This window comes from Streptomyces sp. DH24, from assembly GCF_029813775.1.
Lineage (GTDB): Bacteria > Actinomycetota > Actinomycetes > Streptomycetales > Streptomycetaceae > Streptomyces.
This window is the reverse complement of sequence record NZ_JARVKW010000018.1, coordinates 22648-44872: the sequence shown is the minus strand read 5'-3', so window position 1 is coordinate 44872 and position 22225 is coordinate 22648. Positions and strand designations below refer to the sequence as shown.

The following is a 22225-nucleotide window of genomic DNA, read 5'->3' as shown; positions in this document are numbered from 1 at the left end:
CGTATCCGCCGAACCGCCGGAGGCCTACGCGTCGTAGACGTCCGCCTTCTTCGGCGCCGCGTCCTGCACCGCCGTGCTGAGGGACGCCGACCGCGAACCGAACTTCTCGGTGTCCACGCCGTTCTCCTTCAGCACCTTGATCGCCGCCGCGTGCACCACCCGCAGCACCGGTGTGGCCGCCCGCAGCGCGTCGTCCGCCATGAACCGGTGCCGCCACGGCTTGTCCGCCCACGCGTGCCGCAGACCGAACGGCTCGGGAAGGCTCAGCGAGCCGCCCAGCCAGTTCAGCAGCGGCGGGTACCAGGACAGCGGCGCCCGCGCCGCGAGCCGTACCACCTCGTCCGCGTCGACCAGCGGGAGCTTCACCGTCCGGGTCTCCCAGAACCTGACCGACTTCTGGACCTTCTTCTCCTTGGCCGCCGGCTTGGAGGTGAACAGCGGGTGCACCGGCCCGAGCGCGTGCCCGGTGACCTCGATGCGCAGCGTCTCGTGCAGCACGGTCACCGTGATCAGCATGGTGATGACCAGCTGCCCCTCCCACAGCGTCCACTGCACGCCCAGGTAGTGCCGGTCGCCCGCGCCGAACTGCTGCTTGTTGCAGATGTCCTGTATCGCGTGCGACTTGACCTGGTACGCCTCGACGTCCGTGCCCTCCGGGCGGGACACCGCCCCCGCGTTCTCCCCGACGGGCGTGACGATCCAGTGCCGTATCGACGGCTTCGGGAAACCGCCCGTGTTCAGCGGGCCGCGCTCCAGCATGCGCAGCTGGTCGTGGATGGACCGGATGACGTCCCAGCTGCGGAACGGATGGATCTCGCGGCTGGGATCGGCGGGCACCAGGTCCTCGGCGAGCTGCCAGCTGCCCCAGCGGGTGCCCATGCCGAGGATGCCCTTGGGCCCGGCGTAGAACACGGAGTTGGACTGCTGCTCCGCGGCGAGCCTGGCCAGGGACTGGCGCAGCTTCTCGGCCGCCGTCTCATTGGGGCTGGTCGGCACCGTCTCGGGCACCTTGGCGCCCACGCTGCTGCCGGACAGCAGACCGTCCCAGCGCGCCCGCAGGTCGTGCGCCGTGCGCTCGCAGACCCGCTTGGCCAGGTACCAGCCGACCACCGGCAGGATCACCGACGCGCGCGCGTACAGGCCCCAGAACCCCGTGAACGGCATGCGGACGAGGAAGATCAGCGCGAGGGCGCCCATCGCGACCAGCAGCGTGGTGGCGAGCGCCCCGGCCCGCTTGTCCTCGCGCTTGGCGATGGTGGTGCGGATCTGGAAGACCAGCAGCCAGACCAGCAGGCCCGGCAGGAACAGCAGACCGCACAGCACCATGATCGCGCTGAGCTGGTTGTCGCGGTTCTTGCGGATGTGGTTCGCCGCGAGGCAGTGCTCCACGACGACCTGCGGCTCGGCGCCGAAGGACTGGATGAGCGGCTTGCGGCCCGCCCCCAGCATCCGGTCCACGACGGCCCGCGAGAACGCCTCCCCCAGGTTCGGCTTGAACAGCGCGACCTTGCCGGGGCTGACCTTGGACTGGTGCCACTCGCCGTTGGCCTTGAGTATCTCCTCGACGTCGTTGTCCCGATAGGCCGCCGAGGCCAGCGCGAAGGTCGCCGTCTGCGCCTCGTCACCCGTACGCGGCACCTGCGGACCGAAGATGTCCGCGTAACCGCTCTCAACGGTCATTCCCGCCCCCAGATCGACGCCGTTCCTGCTTCTGCGGCCTTCCCGACTTGCCTGCCGCGCACACCTGTTGATCAGGTCATCAGCGTATCCGCAGGCGGCGACGTGCGCCGACGGACGGCCAAAGCCGCCCACCGGCGCACGTGGAAGCACGCGGGGGAGCACGCCGGTTGCGGCGCGCCCCTGATCAACTATCCCGCGTCGTCGGACTGTTGGCGGACCCGTTCCGCGACCTGCGGCGGCATCGGTTCGTGCCGCGCGTACGCCCGGCTGAAACGCGCGGTGCCGTGCGACAGCGAGCGCAGGTCGACGGCGTAGCGGCTGATCTCGATCTCGGGCACCTCGGCGCGGACCAGGGTGCGCCCGCCGGGCGTCTGCTCGGTGCCGAGCACCCGGCCGCGCCGGCCGGACAGGTCGCTCATCACGGCGCCCACGTAGTCGTCGCCGACGAGGACCGACACCTCGGCCACCGGCTCCAGCAGATGGATCCTCGCGTCGGCCGCCGCCTCCCGCAGCGCCAGCGCGCCCGCCGTCTGGAACGCCGCGTCGGAGGAGTCCACCGAGTGCGCCTTGCCGTCCAGCAGCGTCACCCGCACGTCGACCAGCCGGTGGCCGGACGCGACGCCCTTGTCCGCCTGGGCCCTGATGCCCTTCTCGACGGACGGGACGAACTGCCGCGGTACGGCGCCGCCGACCACCTTGTCCACGAACTCGATGCCCGAGCCGCCCGGCAGCGGCTCCACCTCGATCTCGCAGATCGCGAACTGCCCGTGCCCGCCGGACTGCTTCACGTGCCGTCCCCGCCCGGCCGACTTCGTCGCGAACGTCTCCCGCAGCGACACCTTGTGCGGCACGACGTCGACCTGGACCCCGTACCGGCTGCGCAGCCGCTCCAGCGCCACGTCCGCGTGCGCCTCGCCCAGGCACCACAGCACCACCTGGTGGGTGTCCTGGTTCTGCTCCAGCCGCATCGTCGGGTCCTCGGCGACGAGCCGCGCCAGGCCCTGCGACAGCTTGTCCTCGTCCGGCTTGCTGTGCGCCTGGATGGCGAGCGGCAGCAGCGGGTCCGGCATCTCCCAGGGCGCCATGAGCAGCGGATCGTCCTTGGCGGACAGCGTGTCCCCGGTCTCCGCGCGGCTCAGTTTCGCCACGCACGCGAGGTCGCCCGCGATGACGTGCGAGACGGGCCGCTGCTGCTTGCCGAACGGCGTGGACAACGCGCCGACCTTCTCGTCGACGTCGTGGTCCTCGTGGCCCCGGTCGGCGAGGCCGTGCCCGGAGACGTGGACCGTCTGGTCGGCGCGCAGGGTGCCGGAGAAGACCCGGACCAGCGAGAGCCGGCCGACGTACGGGTCGGAGGACGTCTTCACGACCTCGGCGACCAGCGGGGCGTCCGGATCGCACCGCTTCAGCTCGCGCGGTTCGCCGTCCGGCGTCGTCACGCGGGGCGCCTCGCCCTCCAGCGGGGTCGGGAACCCGCGGGTGACCAGTTCCAGCAGCTCCACCGTGCCGAGACCCTGCCGGGCGCCGTCGGCGGCGGAGGCGGCGGCCAGGACGGGGAAGAACACACCGCGCGCGACGGCCCGCTCCAGGTCCTGGACCAGGGTGGTGACGTCGACCGGCTCACCGCCGAGATAGCGGTCCATGAGGGTCTCGTCCTCGCTTTCCGAGATGATGCCCTCGATCAGCCGGTTGCGGGCCTCCTCGATCCGCGGCAGCTGGTCCTCGCCCGGCTCGGACTCCTTGCGCTCGCCGGTCGAGTAGTCGAACAGCTTCTGCGACAGCAGCCCGATCAGCCCGGTCACGGGCGCGTGCCCGTCCGGCGCCTGAGGACCGTGCAGCGGCAGGTAGAGCGGCAGCACGGCGTCGGGGTCGTCCGCGCCGAAGGCCTCGGCGCACAACCGCGTCATCTCCTCGAAGTCCGAACGCGCGGACTCCAGGTGTGTGATCACGATGGCCCGCGGCATGCCGACGGCCGCGCACTCCTCCCACACCACGCGGGTGGAGCCGTCCACGCCGTCGGAGGCCGAGACGACGAAGAGGGCCGCGTCCGCCGCTCGCAGACCGGCCCTGAGTTCACCGACGAAGTCGGCGTATCCGGGGGTGTCGAGGAGATTGACCTTGATGCCGTCCCATTCGACCGGCACCAGGGAGAGCTGTACCGAGCGCTGCTGCCGGTGCTCGATGTCGTCGTAGTCGGAGACGGTGCCGCCGTCCTCCACGCGGCCCGCCCGGTTCACCGCCCCCGCCGTCAGCGCGAGGGCTTCCACCAAGGTGGTCTTGCCCGATCCGGAGTGGCCGACCAGCACCACATTCCGTACGGACGCGGGATGGTCGGCCGCCGTTGCCCTGCCGGCGGCTCCGGGGTGTGTGTGCGCCTTGTCGCCCATAACCTTGCCTCCCGTGCACGGTGAGGTCACTGTGGGCGCGGACACGCGGACACCGCGTGCTGGGCGGCTCCGGCGACGCCCGCGGTCCTTCGAGCTTTCCACTCCCGTCACGGTGCGTCCATACGAACGACGCGATCCCGCCGGGCCCGGGTCGCCGTCCGTGCGCGGACACGTGCGCAGGGTGCCCGGCCGTCGCACCCCCGCGCGCGTGGCTACGATGGGCCAGCCGGCAGGCCAGCAGGGGCCGTCCGGCGCAACCGACCGTCGGGAAGGCCATGCTGAACAAGTACGCGCGTGCATTCTTCACGCGTGTCCTCACACCGTTCGCCGCGTTTCTCATCCGCCGGGGCGTCAGCCCGGACACGGTCACGCTCATCGGCACCGCCGGCGTGGTCGCGGGTGCGCTGGTCTTCTACCCCCGGGGGGAGTTCTTCTGGGGCACGGTCGTGATCACGTTGTTCGTGTTCTCCGACCTGGTCGACGGCAACATGGCCCGCCAGCTCGGCCGCAGCAGCCGCTGGGGCGCCTTCCTGGACTCGACGCTCGACCGGGTCGCCGACGGCGCCATCTTCGGGGGCTTCGCGCTCTGGTACGCGGGCGGCGGCGACGACAACGTGCTGTGCGCGGTGTCGATCTTCTGTCTGACCAGCGGCCAGGTCGTGTCGTACACCAAGGCGCGCGGCGAGTCGATCGGGCTGCCGGTGGCCGTCAACGGGCTCGTGGAGCGCGCCGAGCGGCTGGTGGTCTCGCTGGTCGCGGCCGGTCTCGCGGGCTTCGACACGTTCGGCGTGCCCGGCATCCACGTCCTGCTGCCCATCGCGCTGTGGCTCGTCGCCGTCGGCAGTCTGGTCACGCTGATCCAGCGCGTCGTCACGGTCCGCCGCGAGTCCGCCGAGGCAGAGGCCGCCGCCGCGGCGCAGGACAATGAAGACGACCAGCACAACGCCTCACACGGCAGCGAGGCCGCGACATGACAGCCCGGGACCAGATCACGGACGCGCTGTACGGCCTCGGCTGGAGCACCGTCAAGAAGCTCCCCGAGCCCGCCGCCGTACGGCTCGGCCGCACCATCGCCGACATCACCTGGAAGCGGCGCGGCAAGGGCGTGCTGCGCCTGGAGAGCAACCTCGCGCGCGTGGTGCCGGACGCGAGCCCCGAGCGGCTGGCCGAGCTGTCCCGCGCGGGCATGCGCTCCTACCTGCGCTACTGGATGGAGTCCTTCCGGCTCCCGGTCTGGAGCGCCGAGCGCGTCAGCACCGGCTTCGAGGCCAAGGGCCTGCACCACCTGACCGACGGCCTGGCCGCCGGCAAGGGCGTGATCGTCGCCCTGCCGCACCTCGCCAACTGGGACCTCGCCGGTGCCTGGGCCACCACGTACCTGAAGATCCCGTTCACCACCGTCGCCGAACGCCTCAGGCCCGAGACGCTCTACGACCGCTTCGTCGCCTACCGCGAGGGCCTCGGCATGGAGGTCCTGCCGCACAGCGGCGGCACCACCTTCGGCACCCTCGCCCGGCGGCTGCGCGACGGCGGCCTGGTCTGCCTGGTCGCCGACCGGGACCTGTCCGCCTCGGGCGTGCCCGTCGAGTTCTTCGGCGACACGGCCCGCATGCCCGCCGGACCGGCGCTGCTCGCCCAGCACACCGGCGCCCGGCTGCTGCCGGCGACGCTCTGGTACGACGACTCGCCGGTGATGAAGGGCCGGATCCACGCCCCGATCGAGGTGCCGCGGTCAGGTACCCGGGCCGAGAAGACGTCCGTCATGACACAGGCGCTGGCCGACGCCTTCGCCACGGGGATCGCCGACCATCCGGAGGACTGGCACATGCTCCAGCGCTTGTGGCTCGCCGACCTGGAACCGCACCCGGCAGGCAGCGCGGACGGAGAGCGCCCGTGAGGATCGGCATCGTCTGCCCGTACTCCTGGGACGTGCCGGGTGGCGTCCAGTTCCACATCCGCGACCTGGCCGAGTACTTCATCCGGCTCGGGCACGAGGTGTCCGTCCTCGCGCCCGCCGACGACGACACCCCGCTGCCGCCGTACGTCGTCTCCGCCGGGCGCGCGGTTCCGGTGCCGTACAACGGCTCGGTGGCCCGGCTGAACTTCGGCTTCCTGTCGGCGGCCCGGGTGCGGCGCTGGCTGCACGACGGCGCGTTCGACGTCATCCACATCCACGAGCCGACCTCGCCGTCCCTGGGCCTGCTGACCTGCTGGGCCGCGCAGGGCCCGATCGTCGCGACCTTCCACACGTCGAACCCGCGCTCGCGCGCGATGGTCGCCGCGTACTCCATCCTCCAGGCGGCCCTGGAGAAGATCAGCGCGCGGATCGCCGTCAGCGAGTACGCCCGCCGCACCCTGGTCGAGCACCTCGGCGGGGACGCGGTGGTCATCCCCAACGGCGTCGACGTGGACTTCTTCGCCAGGGCCGAGCCCAAGGCCGAGTGGCAGGGCGACACGATCGGCTTCATCGGCCGTATCGACGAGCCCCGCAAGGGCCTGCCCGTGCTGATGAAGGCCCTGCCGAAGATCCTCGCCGCCCGCCCGCAGGCGCGGCTCCTGGTCGCCGGGCGCGGCGACGAGGAGGAGGCGGTGGAGACCCTGCCCGCCGGGCTGCGCTCCCGCGTCGAGTTCCTCGGCATGGTCAGCGACGAGGACAAGGCACGGCTGCTGCGCAGCGTCGACCTGTACGTGGCGCCCAACACCGGCGGCGAGAGCTTCGGCATCATCCTGGTCGAGGCCATGTCGGCCGGCGCCCCCGTGCTCGCCTCCGACCTGGACGCCTTCGCCCAGGTCCTGGACCGGGGCGCGGCGGGGGAGCTGTTCCCGAACGAGGACGCGGACGCGCTCGCCGAAACGGCCGTACGCCTCCTGAAGGACCCGGTCCGGCGCGCGGAACTGCGCGAACGCGGCAGCGACCACGTGCGCCGCTTCGACTGGTCGACGGTCGGCGCGGACATCCTGTCGGTCTACGAGACGGTGACGGCGGGCGCGACGGCGGTGGCCGCGGACGACAGGACGACGAGCCTGAGGGCCCGGCTGGGCCTGGTGCGGGACTGACGCCGGGCCCCTGAGCCGCCGGCCGGCGCGATCCGGCCCGCCCCGCGGCGGGCGGCCGGACCGGGAGCCCGGGGACGGCGGCTCCGGGGACGGCCGACCCGGGCACCCGGCCGGCCGCGCGGTGTGCCCCGGTAACGTTGCGGCACGTGACCGCAACCCTCATCTGGATCCTCGTCGCGCTCGTCGTGATCGGCCTCTACCTGAGCTGGACCGCCGGGCGGCTGGACCGGCTGCACGCCCGCATCGACGCCGCCCGCGCCGCGCTCGACGCGCAACTGCTCAGGCGGGCCTCCGTCGCCCAGGAACTGGCCACCTCGGGAGTGCTCGACCCGGCCGCGTCGATCGTGCTGTACGAGGCCGCGCACGCCGCGCGTCAGGCCGAGGAGGAGCAGCGGGAGGTCGCCGAGAGCGAGCTGAGCCAGGCCCTGCGCGCCGTGTTCGGGGAGGCGCCGCAGGTGGAGGCGGTGCGCGAGGCGCCCGGAGGCGAGGAGGCCGCCCGGGAGCTGACGGAGGCGGTGCGCAAGGTGCCGATGGCCCGGCGCTTCCACAACGACGCCGTGCGGGCGGCACGCGCGCTGCGCAGGCACCACAAGGTGCGCTGGTTCCGGCTGGCCGGCCACGCGCCGTTCCCGCTGGCCTTCGAGATGGACGACGAGCCCCCGGCGGCCCTGGTGGACCGGTCCTCCTAGCCGCCGTTGACCGGGTCGCCGCGGCGGCCGCGTCTCGGCCGGATCGGCCATCGTGTCCATGGCCGGTTCGGTCACCGTGTCCCGGCCGTTTCGGCCGTAGCGCCCGGCCGTTCCGGCCATAGCGTCCCGGCCGTTCCGGCCGCCCGTGCCCGGCCGTCGGCCACTCTCGCCGCCCGGCGGTCGCGAAAACGATCCACCGCCTTCCCATTGGCCCTTGCTGTGGCCTGGTCCGCTCGCGTTTCCTCAAGAACGCAGAATCCTTCTTTCCCATCAGTGAGGTCACCCGTGTCCAGCACCGAGAACCAGGCTCCCGAGATCGGCACCGCCCGCGTCAAGCGCGGCATGGCGGAGCAGCTCAAGGGCGGCGTGATCATGGACGTCGTCACGCCGGAGCAGGCGAAGATCGCCGAGGACGCGGGCGCCGTCGCCGTCATGGCCCTGGAGCGGGTCCCGGCCGACATCCGCAAGGACGGCGGCGTGGCCCGGATGTCCGACCCGGACATGATCGAGGGCATCATCGACGCGGTGTCCATCCCGGTGATGGCCAAGTCCCGCATCGGCCACTTCGTCGAGGCCCAGGTCCTGCAGTCCCTCGGCGTGGACTACATCGACGAGTCCGAGGTCCTCACCCCGGCCGACGAGGTCAACCACTCCGACAAGTGGGCCTTCACCACCCCCTTCGTCTGCGGCGCCACCAACCTCGGTGAGGCCCTGCGCCGCATCGCCGAGGGCGCGGCCATGATCCGCTCCAAGGGCGAGGCCGGCACCGGCAACGTCGTCGAGGCCGTCCGCCACCTGCGCCAGATCAAGAACGAGATCGCCCGCCTGCGCGGCTACGACAACAACGAGCTGTACGCCGCCGCCAAGGAGCTGCGTGCCCCGTACGAGCTGGTCAAGGAGACCGCCGAGCTGGGCAAGCTCCCGGTCGTGCTGTTCTCCGCCGGCGGCGTCGCCACCCCGGCCGACGCGGCCCTGATGCGCCAGCTCGGCGCCGAGGGCGTCTTCGTCGGCTCCGGCATCTTCAAGTCCGGCGACCCGGCCAAGCGTGCCGCCGCCATCGTGAAGGCCACCACCTTCTACGACGACCCCAAGATCATCGCGGACGCGTCCCGCAACCTCGGCGAGGCCATGGTCGGCATCAACTGCGACACCCTGCCCGAGGCCGAGCGCTACGCCAACCGCGGCTGGTAAGCACCATGAACACTCCTGTCATCGGCGTCCTGGCCCTCCAGGGCGACGTACGGGAGCACCTCGTCGCCCTGGCCGCGGCCGATGCCGTGGCCAGGCCGGTGCGGCGCCCCGAAGAACTCGCCGAGGTCGACGGCCTCGTCGTCCCCGGCGGCGAGTCCACCACCATCTCCAAGCTGGCCGTCCTGTTCGGCCTCATGGAGCCCCTTCGCGCACGCGTGCGTGCCGGTATGCCCGTCTACGGCACCTGCGCGGGCATGATCATGCTCGCCGACAAGATCCTCGACCCGCGTTCGGGCCAGGAGACCATCGGCGGCATCGACATGATCGTGCGCCGCAACGCCTTCGGACGCCAGAACGAGTCCTTCGAGGCGGCGCTCGACGTCAAGGGCGTCGCGGGAGATCCCGTGGAGGGCGTCTTCATCCGCGCCCCCTGGGTCGAGTCCGTCGGCGCGGCGGCCGAGGTGCTCGCCGAGCACGAGGGCCACATCGTCGCGGTCCGTCAGGGCAACGCGCTCGCCACGTCGTTCCACCCGGAACTCACCGGCGACCACCGGGTGCACGCGCTGTTCGTCGACATGGTGCGCGCGAACGCCGGAGCCGAGTCCTTGTAGGATTCCTGGCGTTCGTTGCAGAGATGGGTTACGCGAAGGAGACAGGCAGATGTCCGGCCACTCTAAATGGGCCACGACGAAGCACAAGAAGGCCGTCATCGATGCCAAGCGCGGCAAGCTCTTCGCGAAGCTGATCAAGAACATCGAGGTCGCGGCGCGGATGGGCGGCGCCGACCCCGAGGGCAACCCGACGCTGTACGACGCCATCCAGAAGGCCAAGAAGTCGTCGGTCCCCAACAAGAACATCGACTCCGCGGTCAAGCGCGGCGCCGGCCTGGAGGCCGGTGGCGCCGACTACGAGACGATCATGTACGAGGGCTACGGCCCCAACGGTGTCGCGGTCCTCATCGAGTGCCTCACCGACAACCGCAACCGCGCCGCCTCCGAGGTGCGCGTCGCGATGACCCGCAACGGCGGCTCCATGGCCGACCCGGGCTCGGTGTCGTACCTGTTCAACCGCACGGGCGTCGTGATCGTGCCCAAGGGCGAGCTGTCCGAGGACGACGTCCTCGGCGCGGTCCTGGACGCGGGCGCCGAGGAGGTCAACGACCTCGGCGAGACCTTCGAGGTCATCAGCGAGGCCACCGACCTGGTCGCGGTCCGCACCGCCCTCCAGGACGCGGGCATCGACTACGACTCCGCCGACGCCAACTTCGTCCCGACCATGCAGGTCGAGCTGGACGAGGAGGGCGCCAAGAAGATCTTCAAGCTGATCGACGCGCTCGAGGACAGCGACGACGTGCAGAACGTCTTCGCCAACTTCGACGTCAGCGACGAGATCATGGAGAAGGTCGACGCGTAACGCCGCCGGCGACTCCGCGCACCGAACGGGCCGACGGGACACACCCGTCGGCCCGTCGCGTTGCCGGTCCTTGTCGGTGGCACCCGATAGCCTGCACAAACCGGTGATCGAGCGATCGAGTGATCGAGGGGAAAGGCTTCGCGTGCGCGTACTGGGGGTCGACCCGGGACTGACCCGGTGCGGAGTCGGTGTGGTCGAGGGCGTCGCCGGACGGCCGCTGACCATGCTGGGCGTCGGCGTCGTGCGCACCCCCGCGGACGCGGACCTCGGCCACCGCCTCGTCGCCATCGAGCAGGGCCTGGAGCAGTGGCTCGACGAGCACCGCCCGGAGTACGTCGCGGTGGAGCGCGTCTTCAGCCAGCACAACGTCCGTACGGTGATGGGTACCGCCCAGGCCAGCGCCGTCGCCCTGCTGTGCGCCTCCCGCCGCGGCATCCCCGTCGCCCTGCACACCCCCAGCGAGGTCAAGGCCGCCGTCACCGGCTCCGGCCGCGCCGACAAGGCCCAGGTCGGCGCCATGGTCACCCGGCTGCTGCGGCTCGCCGCGCCTCCGAAACCGGCCGACGCCGCCGACGCCCTCGCGCTCGCCATCTGCCACATCTGGCGCGCCCCCGCGCAGAACCGACTCCAGCAGGCCGTCGCCCTGCACGCCACCCAGCAATCGAAAGGCCGTACGGCATGATCGCCTTCGTCAGCGGCACGGTCGCCGCGCTCGCCCCCGACGCCGCGGTCGTCGAGGTCGGCGGCGTCGGCATGGCCGTCCAGTGCACGCCGAACACGCTGTCCGCGCTCCGCGTCGGCCGGCCCGCCAAGCTCGCCACGTCCCTGGTCGTGCGGGAGGACTCCCTCACGCTGTACGGCTTCGCGGACGACGACGAGCGGCAGACGTTCGAGCTGCTCCAGACCGCCAGCGGCGTCGGCCCCCGGCTGGCCCAGGCGATGCTGGCCGTGCACACGCCGGACGCCCTGCGGCGCGCCGTGTCCACCGGGGACGAGAAGGCGCTCACCGCCGTCCCCGGCATCGGCAAGAAGGGCGCCCAGAAGCTGCTGCTCGAACTGAAGGACCGCCTGGGCGCGCCGACCGGCGCCCCCGCCGCCGGAGCACCGGTCACCGCGGGCTGGCGCGACCAGCTGCACGCCGCCCTGAGCGGCCTCGGTTACGCCACCCGCGAGGCCGACGAGGCGGTCGCCGCCGTCGCCCCGCAGGCCGAGGCCGCCGAGGGCACACCGCAGGTCGGGCAGTTGCTGAAGGCGGCGCTCCAGACCCTGAACCGAACGCGCTGAGCGCCCCGGGCGGCGCCCGGACCGCCCTGGCCCGGCACCGCCCCCGGCCAAAGGCCGAAAACCGCCCCACGGGGCGTCGTGCGCCGCTCAGCCGCCCAAGCCCTCCGAACCCACCGACCGCGACCCCGAGGCACACTCCATGAACTGGGACGACACGACCGACAGCACCGCGGCCGAGCGGCTGGTCGGCCCCGTCGCCGACCGTGAGGACCAGGCCGTCGAGGCCGCCCTGCGCCCCAAGGACCTGGGCGAGTTCATCGGCCAGGAGAAGGTCCGCGAACAACTCGACCTCGTGCTGCGCGCCGCACGCGCGCGCGGCGCCACCGCCGACCACGTGCTGCTCTCCGGCGCCCCGGGCCTCGGCAAGACCACCCTGTCCATGATCATCGCCGCCGAGATGGGCGCCCCCATCCGCATCACCTCCGGCCCCGCCATCCAGCACGCCGGCGACCTCGCGGCGATCCTGTCCTCCCTGCAGGAGGGCGAGGTCCTCTTCCTCGACGAGATCCACCGCATGTCGAGGCCCGCCGAGGAGATGCTCTACATGGCCATGGAGGACTTCCGCGTCGACGTCATCGTCGGCAAGGGCCCCGGCGCCACCGCCATCCCGCTGGAACTCCCGCCGTTCACCCTGGTCGGCGCCACCACCCGCGCGGGACTGCTGCCGCCCCCGCTGCGCGACCGCTTCGGCTTCACCGCGCACATGGAGTTCTACGAACCCGCCGAACTGGAGCGGGTGATCCACCGCTCGGCGAGCCTCCTCGACGTCGAGATCGACACCGCCGGCGCCGCCGAGATCGCCGGCCGCTCGCGCGGCACCCCCCGCATCGCCAACCGCCTGCTGCGCCGCGTCCGCGACTACGCCCAGGTCAAGGCCGACGGCGTCATCACCAGGGACATCGCCGCCGCCGCCCTCGCGGTCTACGAGGTCGACGCCCGCGGCCTCGACCGCCTCGACCGCGCCGTACTGGAGGCCCTGCTCAAGCTGTTCGGCGGCGGCCCCGTCGGACTGTCCACGCTCGCGGTCGCCGTGGGGGAGGAGCGCGAGACCGTCGAGGAGGTCGCCGAGCCGTTCCTCGTACGGGAGGGGCTGCTCGCCCGCACCCCGCGCGGCCGCGTCGCCACCCCCGCCGCATGGGCGCATCTCGGCCTCACGCCGCCCCGTGCGCAGGGCGCGGGAAACGGACAACAGGACCTGTTCGGGGCGTGACGGCGCGCGCATTCACCGGGGGCAGGAACCCCGGTGCCATGCTGAGCGTTGTTCCATGCGCGCGGACTCGCTTAGACTCCGCCGATGCCGCCTTTGTCGGCGGCATCACACACCCCCAACCATCAGGCCGTTCACCATCGCGGTCGCGTGAAGGAAGTTCCGACCCGTGAGTCTCCTGACCCTCCTCCCGTTCATCGTGCTCATCGGGGCCATGTTCCTGATGACCCGCTCGGCCAAGAAGAAGCAGCAGCAGGCCATCGAGATGCGGAACCAGATGCAGCCCGGTTCCGGCGTCCGCACCATCGGGGGCATGTACGCCACGGTCAAGGAGGTCAGCGAGGACACGGTCCTTCTCGACGCCGGTCCTGGCGTGGAACTGCTCTTCGCGAAGAACTCGATCGGTGCCGTCCTGACCGACGACGAGTACAACCGCATCGTGCACGGCATCGAGCACGACCTGAAGTCCGACGCCGACATCGTCCCGGACGACGCCTCCTCCCTCACCGAGACCGACGAGCCCTCCGCTGCCGCCGACTCCGACGACAAGGCCGTCGACCTCGGCAAGAAGGACGAGGACGAGACCGCCGCGGCCGACGCCGCCCCCGCCGAGGCGACGACGGACGAGGCGCCGAAGAAGACCGACGGCGACTCCGAGGCGAAGTAGTCGCGTCCCGGGGCGTGCGGGCGGGCCCGTGCGCTCCTGGGCCTGCGCAGCTCGCACGGGGGTTCCCGACACCATGTCATGGCCGCCGGCGCGCCCACCCGGCGTGAGAGCGGCCCGAGAGGGAGTACGAGAAGGTGGCAGCACCTAAAAAGGGCCGGAACGCGAGCGCCCAGAGCAAGCCGGGGCGCTCGCTGGCCCTGATTCTGATCGCCATCGTGGCGCTCACCGGTGGCATGTACGCCTCCGGGCACACCACTCCGCGTCTCGGCATCGACCTGGCCGGCGGTACGAGCATCACGCTCCGGGCGGTTCCCGAGGCCGGCCAGGAGAACGCGATCAACAAGACCAACATGGACACGGCCGTCTCCATCATGGAACGCCGCGTCAATGGTCTGGGTGTCTCGGAGGCCGAGGTCCAGACGCAGGGCGATCGCAACATCATCGTCAACATTCCCAAGGGCACCAACTCCAAGCAGGCCCGGGACCAGGTGGGCACCACCGCCAAGCTCTACTTCCGCCCGGTCGTCGCCACCGAGCTCGCCGGCGGCGCCGCCGAGGCCAGCCCGTCGCCGAGCGCGTCCAGCAGCGCGTCCGGCAAGGACGACGGTGACGAGAAGGCGACCTCCTCGCCCTCCGCGGACGGCTCCGCGACCCCGTCGGCGAGCGCCACCACGCAGGGCCGCCCTGCCAGTGACGCGCTGAAGGCCAGCCCCACACCGTCCGGCTCCGCCTCCGGCACCCCGGGCGCCACGCCGTCCGCGAGCTCCAGCGCCCCCGCCGGCGACAGCGACCTCCAGAAGCAGTACGCCGCGCTGGACTGCACCAAGCCCGCCGTCCGCGCCAAGGCCGGCGACGGCGCCAAGCCCGAGGACTCCACGCTCGCCTGCGGCCAGAACGCGCAGGGCCAGTGGCAGAAGTACATCCTCGGCCCGGCCGAGGTCGACGGCACGGACGTCGACGACGCCCAGGCGGTCTTCAACACGCAGACCGGTGCCGGCTGGACCGTCACGATGAAGTTCACGGACAAGGGCTCCAAGAAGTTCGCGAGCATCACCGGCAAGCTGGCCCAGAACCAGTCCCCGCAGAACCAGTTCGCCATCGTCCTGGACGGCGAGGTCGTCTCCGACCCGTACGTCAGCCAGGCCCTCACCGGCGGCAGCGCGGAGATCTCCGGCAACTTCAACCAGGAGTCCGCGCAGAACCTCGCCAACATGCTGTCCTACGGCGCCCTGCCGCTGACCTTCCGCGAGGACAGCGTCACCACGGTGACCGCGGCGCTCGGCGGCGAGCAGCTGGAGGCCGGCCTGATCGCCGGCGCGATCGGCCTGGCGCTGGTCGTCATCTACCTGCTGGCGTACTACCGCGGCCTGTCGTTCATCGCCATCGCCTCGCTGCTGGTCTCCGCGGCCCTCACGTACGTGATCATGTCGCTGCTCGGCCCGGCGATCGGCTTCGCGCTGAACCTCCCCGCCGTGTGCGGCGCCATCGTCGCCATCGGCATCACCGCGGACTCGTTCATCGTGTACTTCGAACGCGTCCGTGACGAGATCCGCGAGGGCCGCACGCTGCGCCCCGCCGTCGAGCGGGCCTGGCCCCGCGCCCGGCGCACCATCCTGGTCTCCGACTTCGTGTCGTTCCTCGCCGCCGCGGTGCTGTTCGTCGTCACCGTCGGCAAGGTCCAGGGCTTCGCGTTCACGCTCGGTCTGACCACCGTGCTCGACGTGGTCGTGGTGTTCCTCTTCACCAAGCCGCTGCTGACGCTGATGGCCCGACGCCACTTCTTCGCGAGCGGCCACAAGTGGTCCGGCCTCGACCCGAAGAGCCTGGGTGCCAAGCCCCCGCTGCGCCGCACCCGCCGTCCCGTCCACTCCGCCGCCGGCCCCGTCGACCCGAAGGAGGCGTGAGCGATGTCGAAACTCGGCACCCTCGGCGCCCGACTGCACCGTGGCGAGGTCGGCTACGACTTCGTCAAGAACCGCAAGATCTGGTACGGCATCTCCATCCTGATCACCATCACGGCCATCGTCGGCCTGGCGGTGCGCGGCCTGAACATGGGCATCGAGTTCCAGGGCGGAGCGGTCTTCACCACGCCCAAGAACACGAGCGTCTCGGTGGCCCAGGCCGAGGAGTACGCGGAAGAGGCCTCCGGCCACGACGCGATCGTGCAGAAGCTCGGCGACGGCAGCCTGCGCATCCAGGTCGCGGGCATCGACACGGGCGCGGCCGACAGGATCAAGGAGTCGCTCGCCGACGACATCAAGGTCGACGCCGAGCAGATCAACGCCGACCTGGTCGGTCCCAGCTGGGGCGACCAGATCGCCAACAAGGCCTGGCAGGGCCTCGGCATCTTCATGTTCCTCGTGGTGATCTATCTGGCGATCGCCTTCGAGTGGCGCATGGCCGTCGCCGCGTTCGTCGCGCTGATCCACGACATCACCATCACCGTCGGCATCTACGCCCTGGTGGGCTTCGAGGTCACGCCGGGCACGGTGATCGGTCTGCTGACCATCCTCGGCTACTCGCTCTACGACACGGTCGTCGTCTTCGACAGCCTCAAGGAACAGACGAGGGACATCACCAAACAGACCCGCTGGACGTACGGCGAGATCGCCAACCGTTCGATCAACAGCACCCTGGTGCGGTCGATCAACACCACGGTCGTCGCGCTGCTGCCGGTGGCGGGCCTGCTGTTCATCGGTGGCGGTGTCCTCGGCGCCGGCATGCTCAACGACATCTCGCTGTCGCTGTTCGTCGGCCTCGCCGCCGGCGCGTACTCGTCGATCTTCATCGCCACGCCGCTCGTCGCCGACCTCAAGGAACTCGAGCCGCCGATGAAGGCCCTCAAGAAGCGCGTCCTCGCCAAGCGCGCCCACGCCGCGGCCACGGGCGAGCCCCTGGACGACTACGCCGAGGACGCCGACGAGACCGAGGACACCGACGTCGTCGACGACGCCGCCCCGGCCGTCGTCGGCCCGCGCAGCCAGCCCGCGTCCCGTGCCCGGGGCCGCGGCCGTTCCTCGGGGAAGCGGCGATGACCGACATCCAGGAGCTGCTGCTCAGCCGTATCCGTGACGTGGCCGACCATCCGGAGCCGGGCGTGATGTTCAAGGACATCACCCCGCTGCTGGCCGACCCGGCGGCGTTCACCGCGCTCACCGACGCGCTCGCGGAGATCGCCGAGCACGCCGGCGCCACCAAGGTCGTCGGCCTGGAGGCCCGGGGCTTCATCCTCGGCGCCCCGGTCGCCGTCCGCGCCGGCCTCGGCTTCATCCCGGTGCGCAAGGCGGGCAAGCTCCCCGGAGCCACCCTCCGCCAGGCGTACGACCTGGAGTACGGCTCGGCCGAGATCGAGGTGCACGCCGAGGACCTGGGACGGGACGACCGTGTCCTGATCGTCGACGACGTCCTCGCCACCGGCGGCACCGCGGAGGCCTCGATCCAGCTCATGCGCAGGGCGGGCGCCGAGGTCGCGGGCCTCGCGGTCCTCATGGAGCTCGGTTTCCTCGGCGGCCGCGCCCGCCTGGAACCGGCCCTCGCAGGCGCCCCACTGCAGGCGCTCCTCACGGTCTGAAGCGCCCCTGACCAGGCCGGACACATCGGCAGAACACCGCGGAGGCGGGCCCGGAGACATCCGGCGTCCGCCTCTCGTGTTTCCCCGGTAGACAGGTCTCACCATGGCCTGAAGGCGATCCTTCGGCCCGGGATGGCTACCATGGGGTTTCCGGAGCCTGACCGGGGGACCCGGATCGTGCACGAGGAGCCCTCTTGCCAGACGAGGCCCAGCCCCTGACCGCCGCGAAGCCCGAGTCCGTCTCGGCCGCCGCGGCCAAGCCCGCGCCGAGCACGCCCCAGGCGAAGAACGACACCAGCGGGCCGGTCCAGCACGCCCAGTCGGCGCCCGTCGACAAGGGGGCCGAGGAGTCCCGCCCCAAGCCCGTGCCCTCCGCGGAGCGCCCCGCACAGCCGCCCGTGGTCCGCGCCCCCACCGGCCAGCCCGCACGCTCCGGCTCCTCCAACCGCGTCCGGGCCCGCCTCGCCCGGCTCGGCGTCCAGCGCGCCAACCCGTACAACCCGGTCCTGGAACCCCTGCTGCGCATAGTCCGCAGCAACGACCCCAAGATCGAGACGGCGACACTGCGCCAGATCGAGCGCGCCTACCAGGTCGCCGAGCGCTGGCACCGCGGCCAGAAGCGCAAGAGCGGCGACCCGTACATCACACACCCCCTCGCCGTCACCACGATCCTCGCCGAACTGGGCATGGATCCGGCCACGTTGATGGCCGGACTGCTGCACGACACCGTCGAGGACACCGAGTACGGCCTGGACGACCTGCGCCGCGACTTCGGCGACGTGGTCGCGCTGCTCGTCGACGGCGTCACGAAGCTGGACAAGGTCAAGTTCGGCGAGGCCGCGCAGGCCGAGACCGTGCGCAAGATGGTCGTCGCGATGGCCAAGGACCCGCGCGTCCTGGTCATCAAGCTCGCCGACCGCCTGCACAACATGCGCACCATGCGCTACCTCAAGCGCGAGAAGCAGGAGAAGAAGGCGCGCGAGACCCTGGAGATCTACGCGCCGCTCGCCCACCGCCTGGGCATGAACACCATCAAGTGGGAGCTGGAGGACCTCGCCTTCGCGATCCTCTACCCCAAGATGTACGACGAGATCGTCCGCCTCGTCGCCGAACGCGCCCCCAAGCGCGACGAGTACCTCGCCATAGTGACCGACGAGGTGCAGCAGGACCTCAGGGCCGCCCGCATCAAGGCCACCGTCACGGGCCGCCCCAAGCACTACTACAGCGTCTACCAGAAGATGATCGTCCGCGGCCGGGACTTCGCGGAGATCTACGACCTGGTGGGCATCCGCGTCCTCGTGGACACCGTCCGCGACTGCTACGCGGCCCTCGGCACGGTGCACGCGCGATGGAACCCGGTCCCCGGCCGGTTCAAGGACTACATCGCGATGCCCAAGTTCAACATGTACCAGTCGCTGCACACGACGGTCATCGGCCCCGGCGGCAAGCCCGTCGAACTGCAGATCCGCACGTTCGACATGCACCGCCGCGCCGAGTACGGCATCGCCGCGCACTGGAAGTACAAGCAGGAGGCCGTCGCCGGCGCCTCCAAGGTGCGCACCGACGCGCCCCGCAGCACCGGCAAGGTCGGCAAGGACGCGGGCGCCATCAACGACATGGCGTGGCTGCGGCAGTTGCTGGACTGGCAGAAGGAGACCGAGGACCCCGGCGAGTTCCTGGAGTCCCTGCGCTTCGACCTCTCCCGCAACGAGGTCTTCGTCTTCACGCCCAAGGGCGACGTCATTGCACTCCCGGCCGGCGCCACCCCGGTCGACTTCGCGTACGCCGTCCACACGGAGGTCGGCCACCGCACGATAGGAGCACGGGTCAACGGCCGCCTGGTGCCGCTGGAGTCCACGCTGGACAACGGCGACCTCGTGGAGGTCTTCACCTCCAAGGCGGCCGGCGCGGGCCCCTCCCGCGACTGGCTCGGTTTCGTCAAGTCGCCGCGCGCCCGCAACAAGATCCGCGCCTGGTTCTCCAAGGAGCGCCGCGACGAGGCGATCGAGCAGGGCAAGGACGCCATCGTCCGCGCGATGCGCAAGCAGAACCTGCCGATCCAGCGCATCCTCACCGGCGACTCGCTCGTCACGCTCGCGCACGAGATGCGCTACTCGGACATCTCCGCGCTGTACGCGGCGATCGGCGAGGGACACGTCTCGGCGCAGAACATCGTGCAGAAGCTGGTGCAGGCCCTCGGCGGCGAGGAGGCCGCCACCGAGGAGATCGACGAGTCGGTACCCCCGGCCCGCGGGCGCAGCCGCAAGCGCCGCTCCAGCTCCGACCCCGGCGTCGTCGTCAAGGGCGTCGAGGACGTGTGGGTCAAACTGGCCCGCTGCTGCACACCGGTCCCCGGCGACCCCATCATCGGGTTCGTCACCCGCGGCAGCGGAGTCTCGGTGCACCGCAGCGACTGCGTCAACGTGGACTCGCTCTCCCGTGAACCCGAGCGCATCCTCGAGGTCGAGTGGGCGCCCACCCAGTCCTCGGTGTTCCTGGTGGCCATCCAGGTCGAGGCCCTGGACCGCTCCCGGCTGCTGTCGGACGTCACCCGCGTGCTGTCCGACCAGCACGTGAACATCCTGTCCGCGGCCGTCCAGACCTCCCGCGACCGCGTCGCCACGTCCCGCTTCACCTTCGAGATGGGCGACCCGAAGCACCTCGGGCACGTCCTGAAGGCGGTCAGGGGAGTGGAGGGCGTCTACGACGTGTACCGCGTGACGTCGGCCCGCAGCAGGGCGTAGGGGCCACGCACCGACGACGAAGAGGGCCTCCGCACAAGCTTGTGCGGAGGCCCTCTTCGTCGTCGCCGGTCAGCCGCCGAACTCCTGCAGGCCCTTCAGGGCCTGGTCCAGGAGCGCCTGACGGCCCTCCAGCTCGCGCTCCAGCTTCTCGGCCTTGGCGTTGTTGCCCTGGGCGCGGGCCTGCTCGATCTGGCCCTTGAGCTTGTCCACCGCCGCCTGGAGCTGGCCGGTCAGACCCTCGGCACGCGCGCGTGCCTCCGGGTTCGTCCGGCGCCACTCGGCCTCCTCGGCCTCCTGGATGGCCCGCTCCACGGCGTGCATCCGGCCCTCGACCTTCGGCCGGGCGTCGCGCGGCACGTGGCCGATGGCCTCCCAGCGCTCGTTGATCGAGCGGAAGGCGGCGCGGGCCGCCTTCAGGTCCGTGACGGGGAGGATCTTCTCGGCCTCGTGGGCCAGCTCCTCCTTCAGCTTCAGGTTCTCCGCCTGCTCGGCGTCACGCTCGGCGAACACCGAGCTGCGGGCGGCGAAGAAGACGTCCTGAGCGCCCCGGAACCGGTTCCACAGGTCGTCCTCGTGCTCGCGCTGGGCGCGGCCCGCCGCCTTCCACTCCGTCATCAGCTCGCGGTACCGGGCGGCCGTCGGGCCCCAGTCCGTCGAACCGGACAGCGACTCGGCCTCGGCGACCAGCCGTTCCTTGATCCGGCGGGCCTCCTCGCGCTGCGCGTCCAACTGCGCGAAGTGCTGCTTGCGCCGCTTGGAGAACGCCGAGCGCGCGTGCGAGAAGCGGTGCCACAGCTCGTCGTCGGACTTGCGGTCCAGCCGCGGCAGACCCTTCCAGGTGTCCACCAGGGCCCGCAGCCGCTCACCGGCCGCCCGCCACTGGTCGGACTGCGCCAGCTCCTCCGCCTCAGCGACCAGCGCCTCCTTGGCGTGACGCGCCTCGTCGGACTGCTTCGCGCGCTGTTGCCTGCGCTCCTCGCGGCGCTTCTCCACGGTCTCCACGAGCTTGTCCAGCCGCACCCGCAGGGCGTCCAGATCACCCACCGCGTGATGCGCGTCGACCTGCTCGCGGATGTGGTCGATCGCGGCCTGCGCATCCTTCGCCGACAGGTCGGTGGTCTTCACTCGCTTCTCGAGGAGGCCGATCTCGACAACCAGGCCCTCGTACTTGCGCTCGAAGTAGGCCAGCGCCTCGTCAGGGGAGCCGGCCTGCCAGGAACCGACGACCTGCTCGCCGTCGGCCGTACGCACGTACACGGTCCCCGTCTCGTCGACGCGGCCCCACGGGTCGCTGCTCACAGCGCCTCCTCCACATGATGCCTGCGAGGGGCTGTAGAGCTCCCCCGGGCATCGTCCACAGTTTCGTCACGGCCAACATAGGCGACCGGCGGGGCGGCTGTCCGCATCCCGCACGACCGAAATTTCGCAGTTGAGGGTCAGGATTTCGTGACGGTCGCCTTGTCGATGACCACCGTCGCGTTCGGTGCTCCGTCACCGGCCCCCGTGCTCTCGCCCGCCTTGGCGATCTTCTGCAGCACCTTCATTCCCGACTCGGAGACGGTACCGAACGGTGTGTAGCTGGGCGGCAACTTGCTGTCCTCGTACACCAGGAAGAACTGGCTGCCTCCGCTGTCCTTCTGCCCCGTGTTGGCCATCGCGACGGTGCCCTTGGGGTAGGTGTTGCCCTTCAGGCTTTCGTCCTTCAGGTTCTCGTCCGGGATCGTGTAGCCGGGGCCGCCGGTGCCCTGGCCCGTCGGGTCGCCGCACTGCAGCACGTAGATGCCGTTGGTGGTGAGGCGGTGGCACTTCGTGTGGTCGAAGTAGCCCTTCCCGGCGAGGAAGCTGAACGAGTTGACGGTGTGCGGGGCCGCCGACGCCTTCAGGTCGATGTCGATGTCGCCGCAGGTCGTCGCGAGCTTCATCGTGTACTTCGCGGACTTGTCGATCGTCATCGCAGGTTCCTTCTTCCAGGTCTGCGACGTGACCTTGCCCTCGGCGGGCTTCTCGCACGGGTCGGGCGCCTTGCTGGGTGCCGACGCGCTCGGGCTGACCTCCGCGTTCGCGTTGGCCTTGTCGTCACCCTTGAGCGCCCCGGTCGTGTACAGCGCGACGCTGCCCACCACGACCACACCGAGGACCGACGCGATCACGGCGTTGCGCATCCGCGCCTTGCGCCGTGCGGACGTGCGCCGCTGCTGCTGCCGCAAGAACTTCTCCCGGGCGAGCTGACGCCGCCGCTGCTCCTGGCTGACCACCGGGTTCTCTCCTCATGCGTCTTGTGTGCCGACCGGTACGCGTGCGTGCGGTGAGCCGACCGCCTGCGTGTGCCCCGTAC

At 71.2% G+C, this 22225-nt stretch carries 19 protein-coding genes; 15 read left to right on the top strand and 4 right to left on the bottom strand.

What is annotated here, in order from left to right; translation table 11 throughout:
- Positions 1 to 24: 24 nt before the first annotated feature.
- A complete protein-coding gene (locus QC282_RS16645) occupies positions 25 to 1680 on the bottom strand; it encodes a hypothetical protein (protein WP_279550208.1) in 1656 nt (551 codons plus the stop codon).
- A gap of 188 nt (positions 1681 to 1868) precedes the next feature.
- Positions 1869 to 4067, bottom strand: coding sequence for an elongation factor G-like protein EF-G2 (locus QC282_RS16640; protein WP_279550207.1), 2199 nt, complete (start codon positions 4065 to 4067; stop codon positions 1869 to 1871).
- Positions 4068 to 4342: 275 nt separating this feature from the next.
- Between QC282_RS16640 and pgsA the strand changes: the two genes are divergently transcribed.
- From pgsA to relA, 15 genes are all read left to right on the top strand, one after another.
- A complete protein-coding gene (gene pgsA, locus QC282_RS16635) occupies positions 4343 to 5041 on the top strand; it encodes a phosphatidylinositol phosphate synthase (protein WP_279550206.1) in 699 nt (232 codons plus the stop codon).
- The gene (locus QC282_RS16630; RefSeq protein ID WP_279550205.1) at positions 5038 to 5964 is read left to right on the top strand and encodes a phosphatidylinositol mannoside acyltransferase; all 927 of its coding nucleotides are present in this window, start codon (positions 5038 to 5040) and stop codon (positions 5962 to 5964) included. Before pgsA ends, QC282_RS16630 begins: the two co-directional genes overlap by 4 nt.
- The gene (locus QC282_RS16625; protein WP_279550204.1) at positions 5961 to 7124 is read left to right on the top strand and encodes a glycosyltransferase family 4 protein; all 1164 of its coding nucleotides are present in this window, start codon (positions 5961 to 5963) and stop codon (positions 7122 to 7124) included. Before QC282_RS16630 ends, QC282_RS16625 begins: the two co-directional genes overlap by 4 nt.
- A 146-nt stretch (positions 7125 to 7270) precedes the next feature.
- Positions 7271 to 7813, top strand: a complete 543-nt coding sequence (locus tag QC282_RS16620; protein WP_279550203.1) for a hypothetical protein — start codon at positions 7271 to 7273, stop codon at positions 7811 to 7813.
- Between the two features lie 285 nt (positions 7814 to 8098).
- Positions 8099 to 9004: a pyridoxal 5'-phosphate synthase lyase subunit PdxS gene (gene pdxS / locus QC282_RS16615; RefSeq protein WP_279550202.1), complete on the top strand. Its 906-nt coding sequence runs from the start codon at positions 8099 to 8101 to the stop codon at positions 9002 to 9004.
- A gap of 5 nt (positions 9005 to 9009) precedes the next feature.
- Positions 9010 to 9615, top strand: coding sequence for a pyridoxal 5'-phosphate synthase glutaminase subunit PdxT (gene pdxT, locus QC282_RS16610; RefSeq protein ID WP_279550201.1), 606 nt, complete (start codon positions 9010 to 9012; stop codon positions 9613 to 9615).
- 49 nt (positions 9616 to 9664) lie between these two features.
- Positions 9665 to 10417, top strand: a complete 753-nt coding sequence (locus QC282_RS16605) for a YebC/PmpR family DNA-binding transcriptional regulator (RefSeq protein WP_279550200.1) — start codon at positions 9665 to 9667, stop codon at positions 10415 to 10417.
- Positions 10418 to 10559: 142 nt separating this feature from the next.
- On the top strand, positions 10560 to 11099 hold the full coding sequence (gene ruvC / locus QC282_RS16600) for a crossover junction endodeoxyribonuclease RuvC (protein WP_279550199.1): 540 nt from the start codon (positions 10560 to 10562) through the stop codon (positions 11097 to 11099).
- On the top strand, positions 11096 to 11701 hold the full coding sequence (ruvA, locus tag QC282_RS16595; RefSeq protein WP_279550198.1) for a Holliday junction branch migration protein RuvA: 606 nt from the start codon (positions 11096 to 11098) through the stop codon (positions 11699 to 11701). The genes ruvC and ruvA overlap by 4 nt, the downstream gene beginning before the upstream one ends.
- Positions 11702 to 11840: 139 nt before the next feature.
- Positions 11841 to 12911 (top strand): Holliday junction branch migration DNA helicase RuvB, encoded by a 1071-nt coding sequence (gene ruvB, locus QC282_RS16590; RefSeq protein WP_279550197.1) that lies wholly within the window; start codon positions 11841 to 11843, stop codon positions 12909 to 12911.
- A 166-nt stretch (positions 12912 to 13077) separates the two neighbouring features.
- Entirely contained in the window at positions 13078 to 13575 is a 498-nt protein-coding gene (yajC, locus tag QC282_RS16585; protein WP_279550195.1) for a preprotein translocase subunit YajC, read from the top strand.
- 134 nt (positions 13576 to 13709) lie between these two features.
- A complete protein-coding gene (gene secD, locus QC282_RS16580; protein ID WP_279550194.1) occupies positions 13710 to 15479 on the top strand; it encodes a protein translocase subunit SecD in 1770 nt (589 codons plus the stop codon).
- Between the two features lie 3 nt (positions 15480 to 15482).
- Positions 15483 to 16610: a protein translocase subunit SecF gene (secF, locus tag QC282_RS16575; protein WP_279550193.1), complete on the top strand. Its 1128-nt coding sequence runs from the start codon at positions 15483 to 15485 to the stop codon at positions 16608 to 16610.
- Complete coding sequence (locus tag QC282_RS16570; protein WP_279550192.1) at positions 16607 to 17146, top strand: adenine phosphoribosyltransferase; 540 nt, start codon at positions 16607 to 16609, stop codon at positions 17144 to 17146. The genes secF and QC282_RS16570 overlap by 4 nt, the downstream gene beginning before the upstream one ends.
- 194 nt (positions 17147 to 17340) lie before the next feature.
- Positions 17341 to 19890: a GTP pyrophosphokinase gene (gene relA, locus QC282_RS16565; protein WP_279550191.1), complete on the top strand. Its 2550-nt coding sequence runs from the start codon at positions 17341 to 17343 to the stop codon at positions 19888 to 19890.
- Positions 19891 to 19959: 69 nt separating this feature from the next.
- On the opposite strand, the gene QC282_RS16560 is transcribed toward relA, so the two are convergent.
- Both QC282_RS16560 and QC282_RS16555 read right to left on the bottom strand, forming a co-directional pair.
- Positions 19960 to 21189: a DUF349 domain-containing protein gene (locus QC282_RS16560; RefSeq protein ID WP_279550190.1), complete on the bottom strand. Its 1230-nt coding sequence runs from the start codon at positions 21187 to 21189 to the stop codon at positions 19960 to 19962.
- A 137-nt stretch (positions 21190 to 21326) separates the two neighbouring features.
- Entirely contained in the window at positions 21327 to 22145 is an 819-nt protein-coding gene (locus tag QC282_RS16555; RefSeq protein WP_279550189.1) for a peptidylprolyl isomerase, read from the bottom strand.
- Positions 22146 to 22225 lie beyond the last annotated feature (80 nt).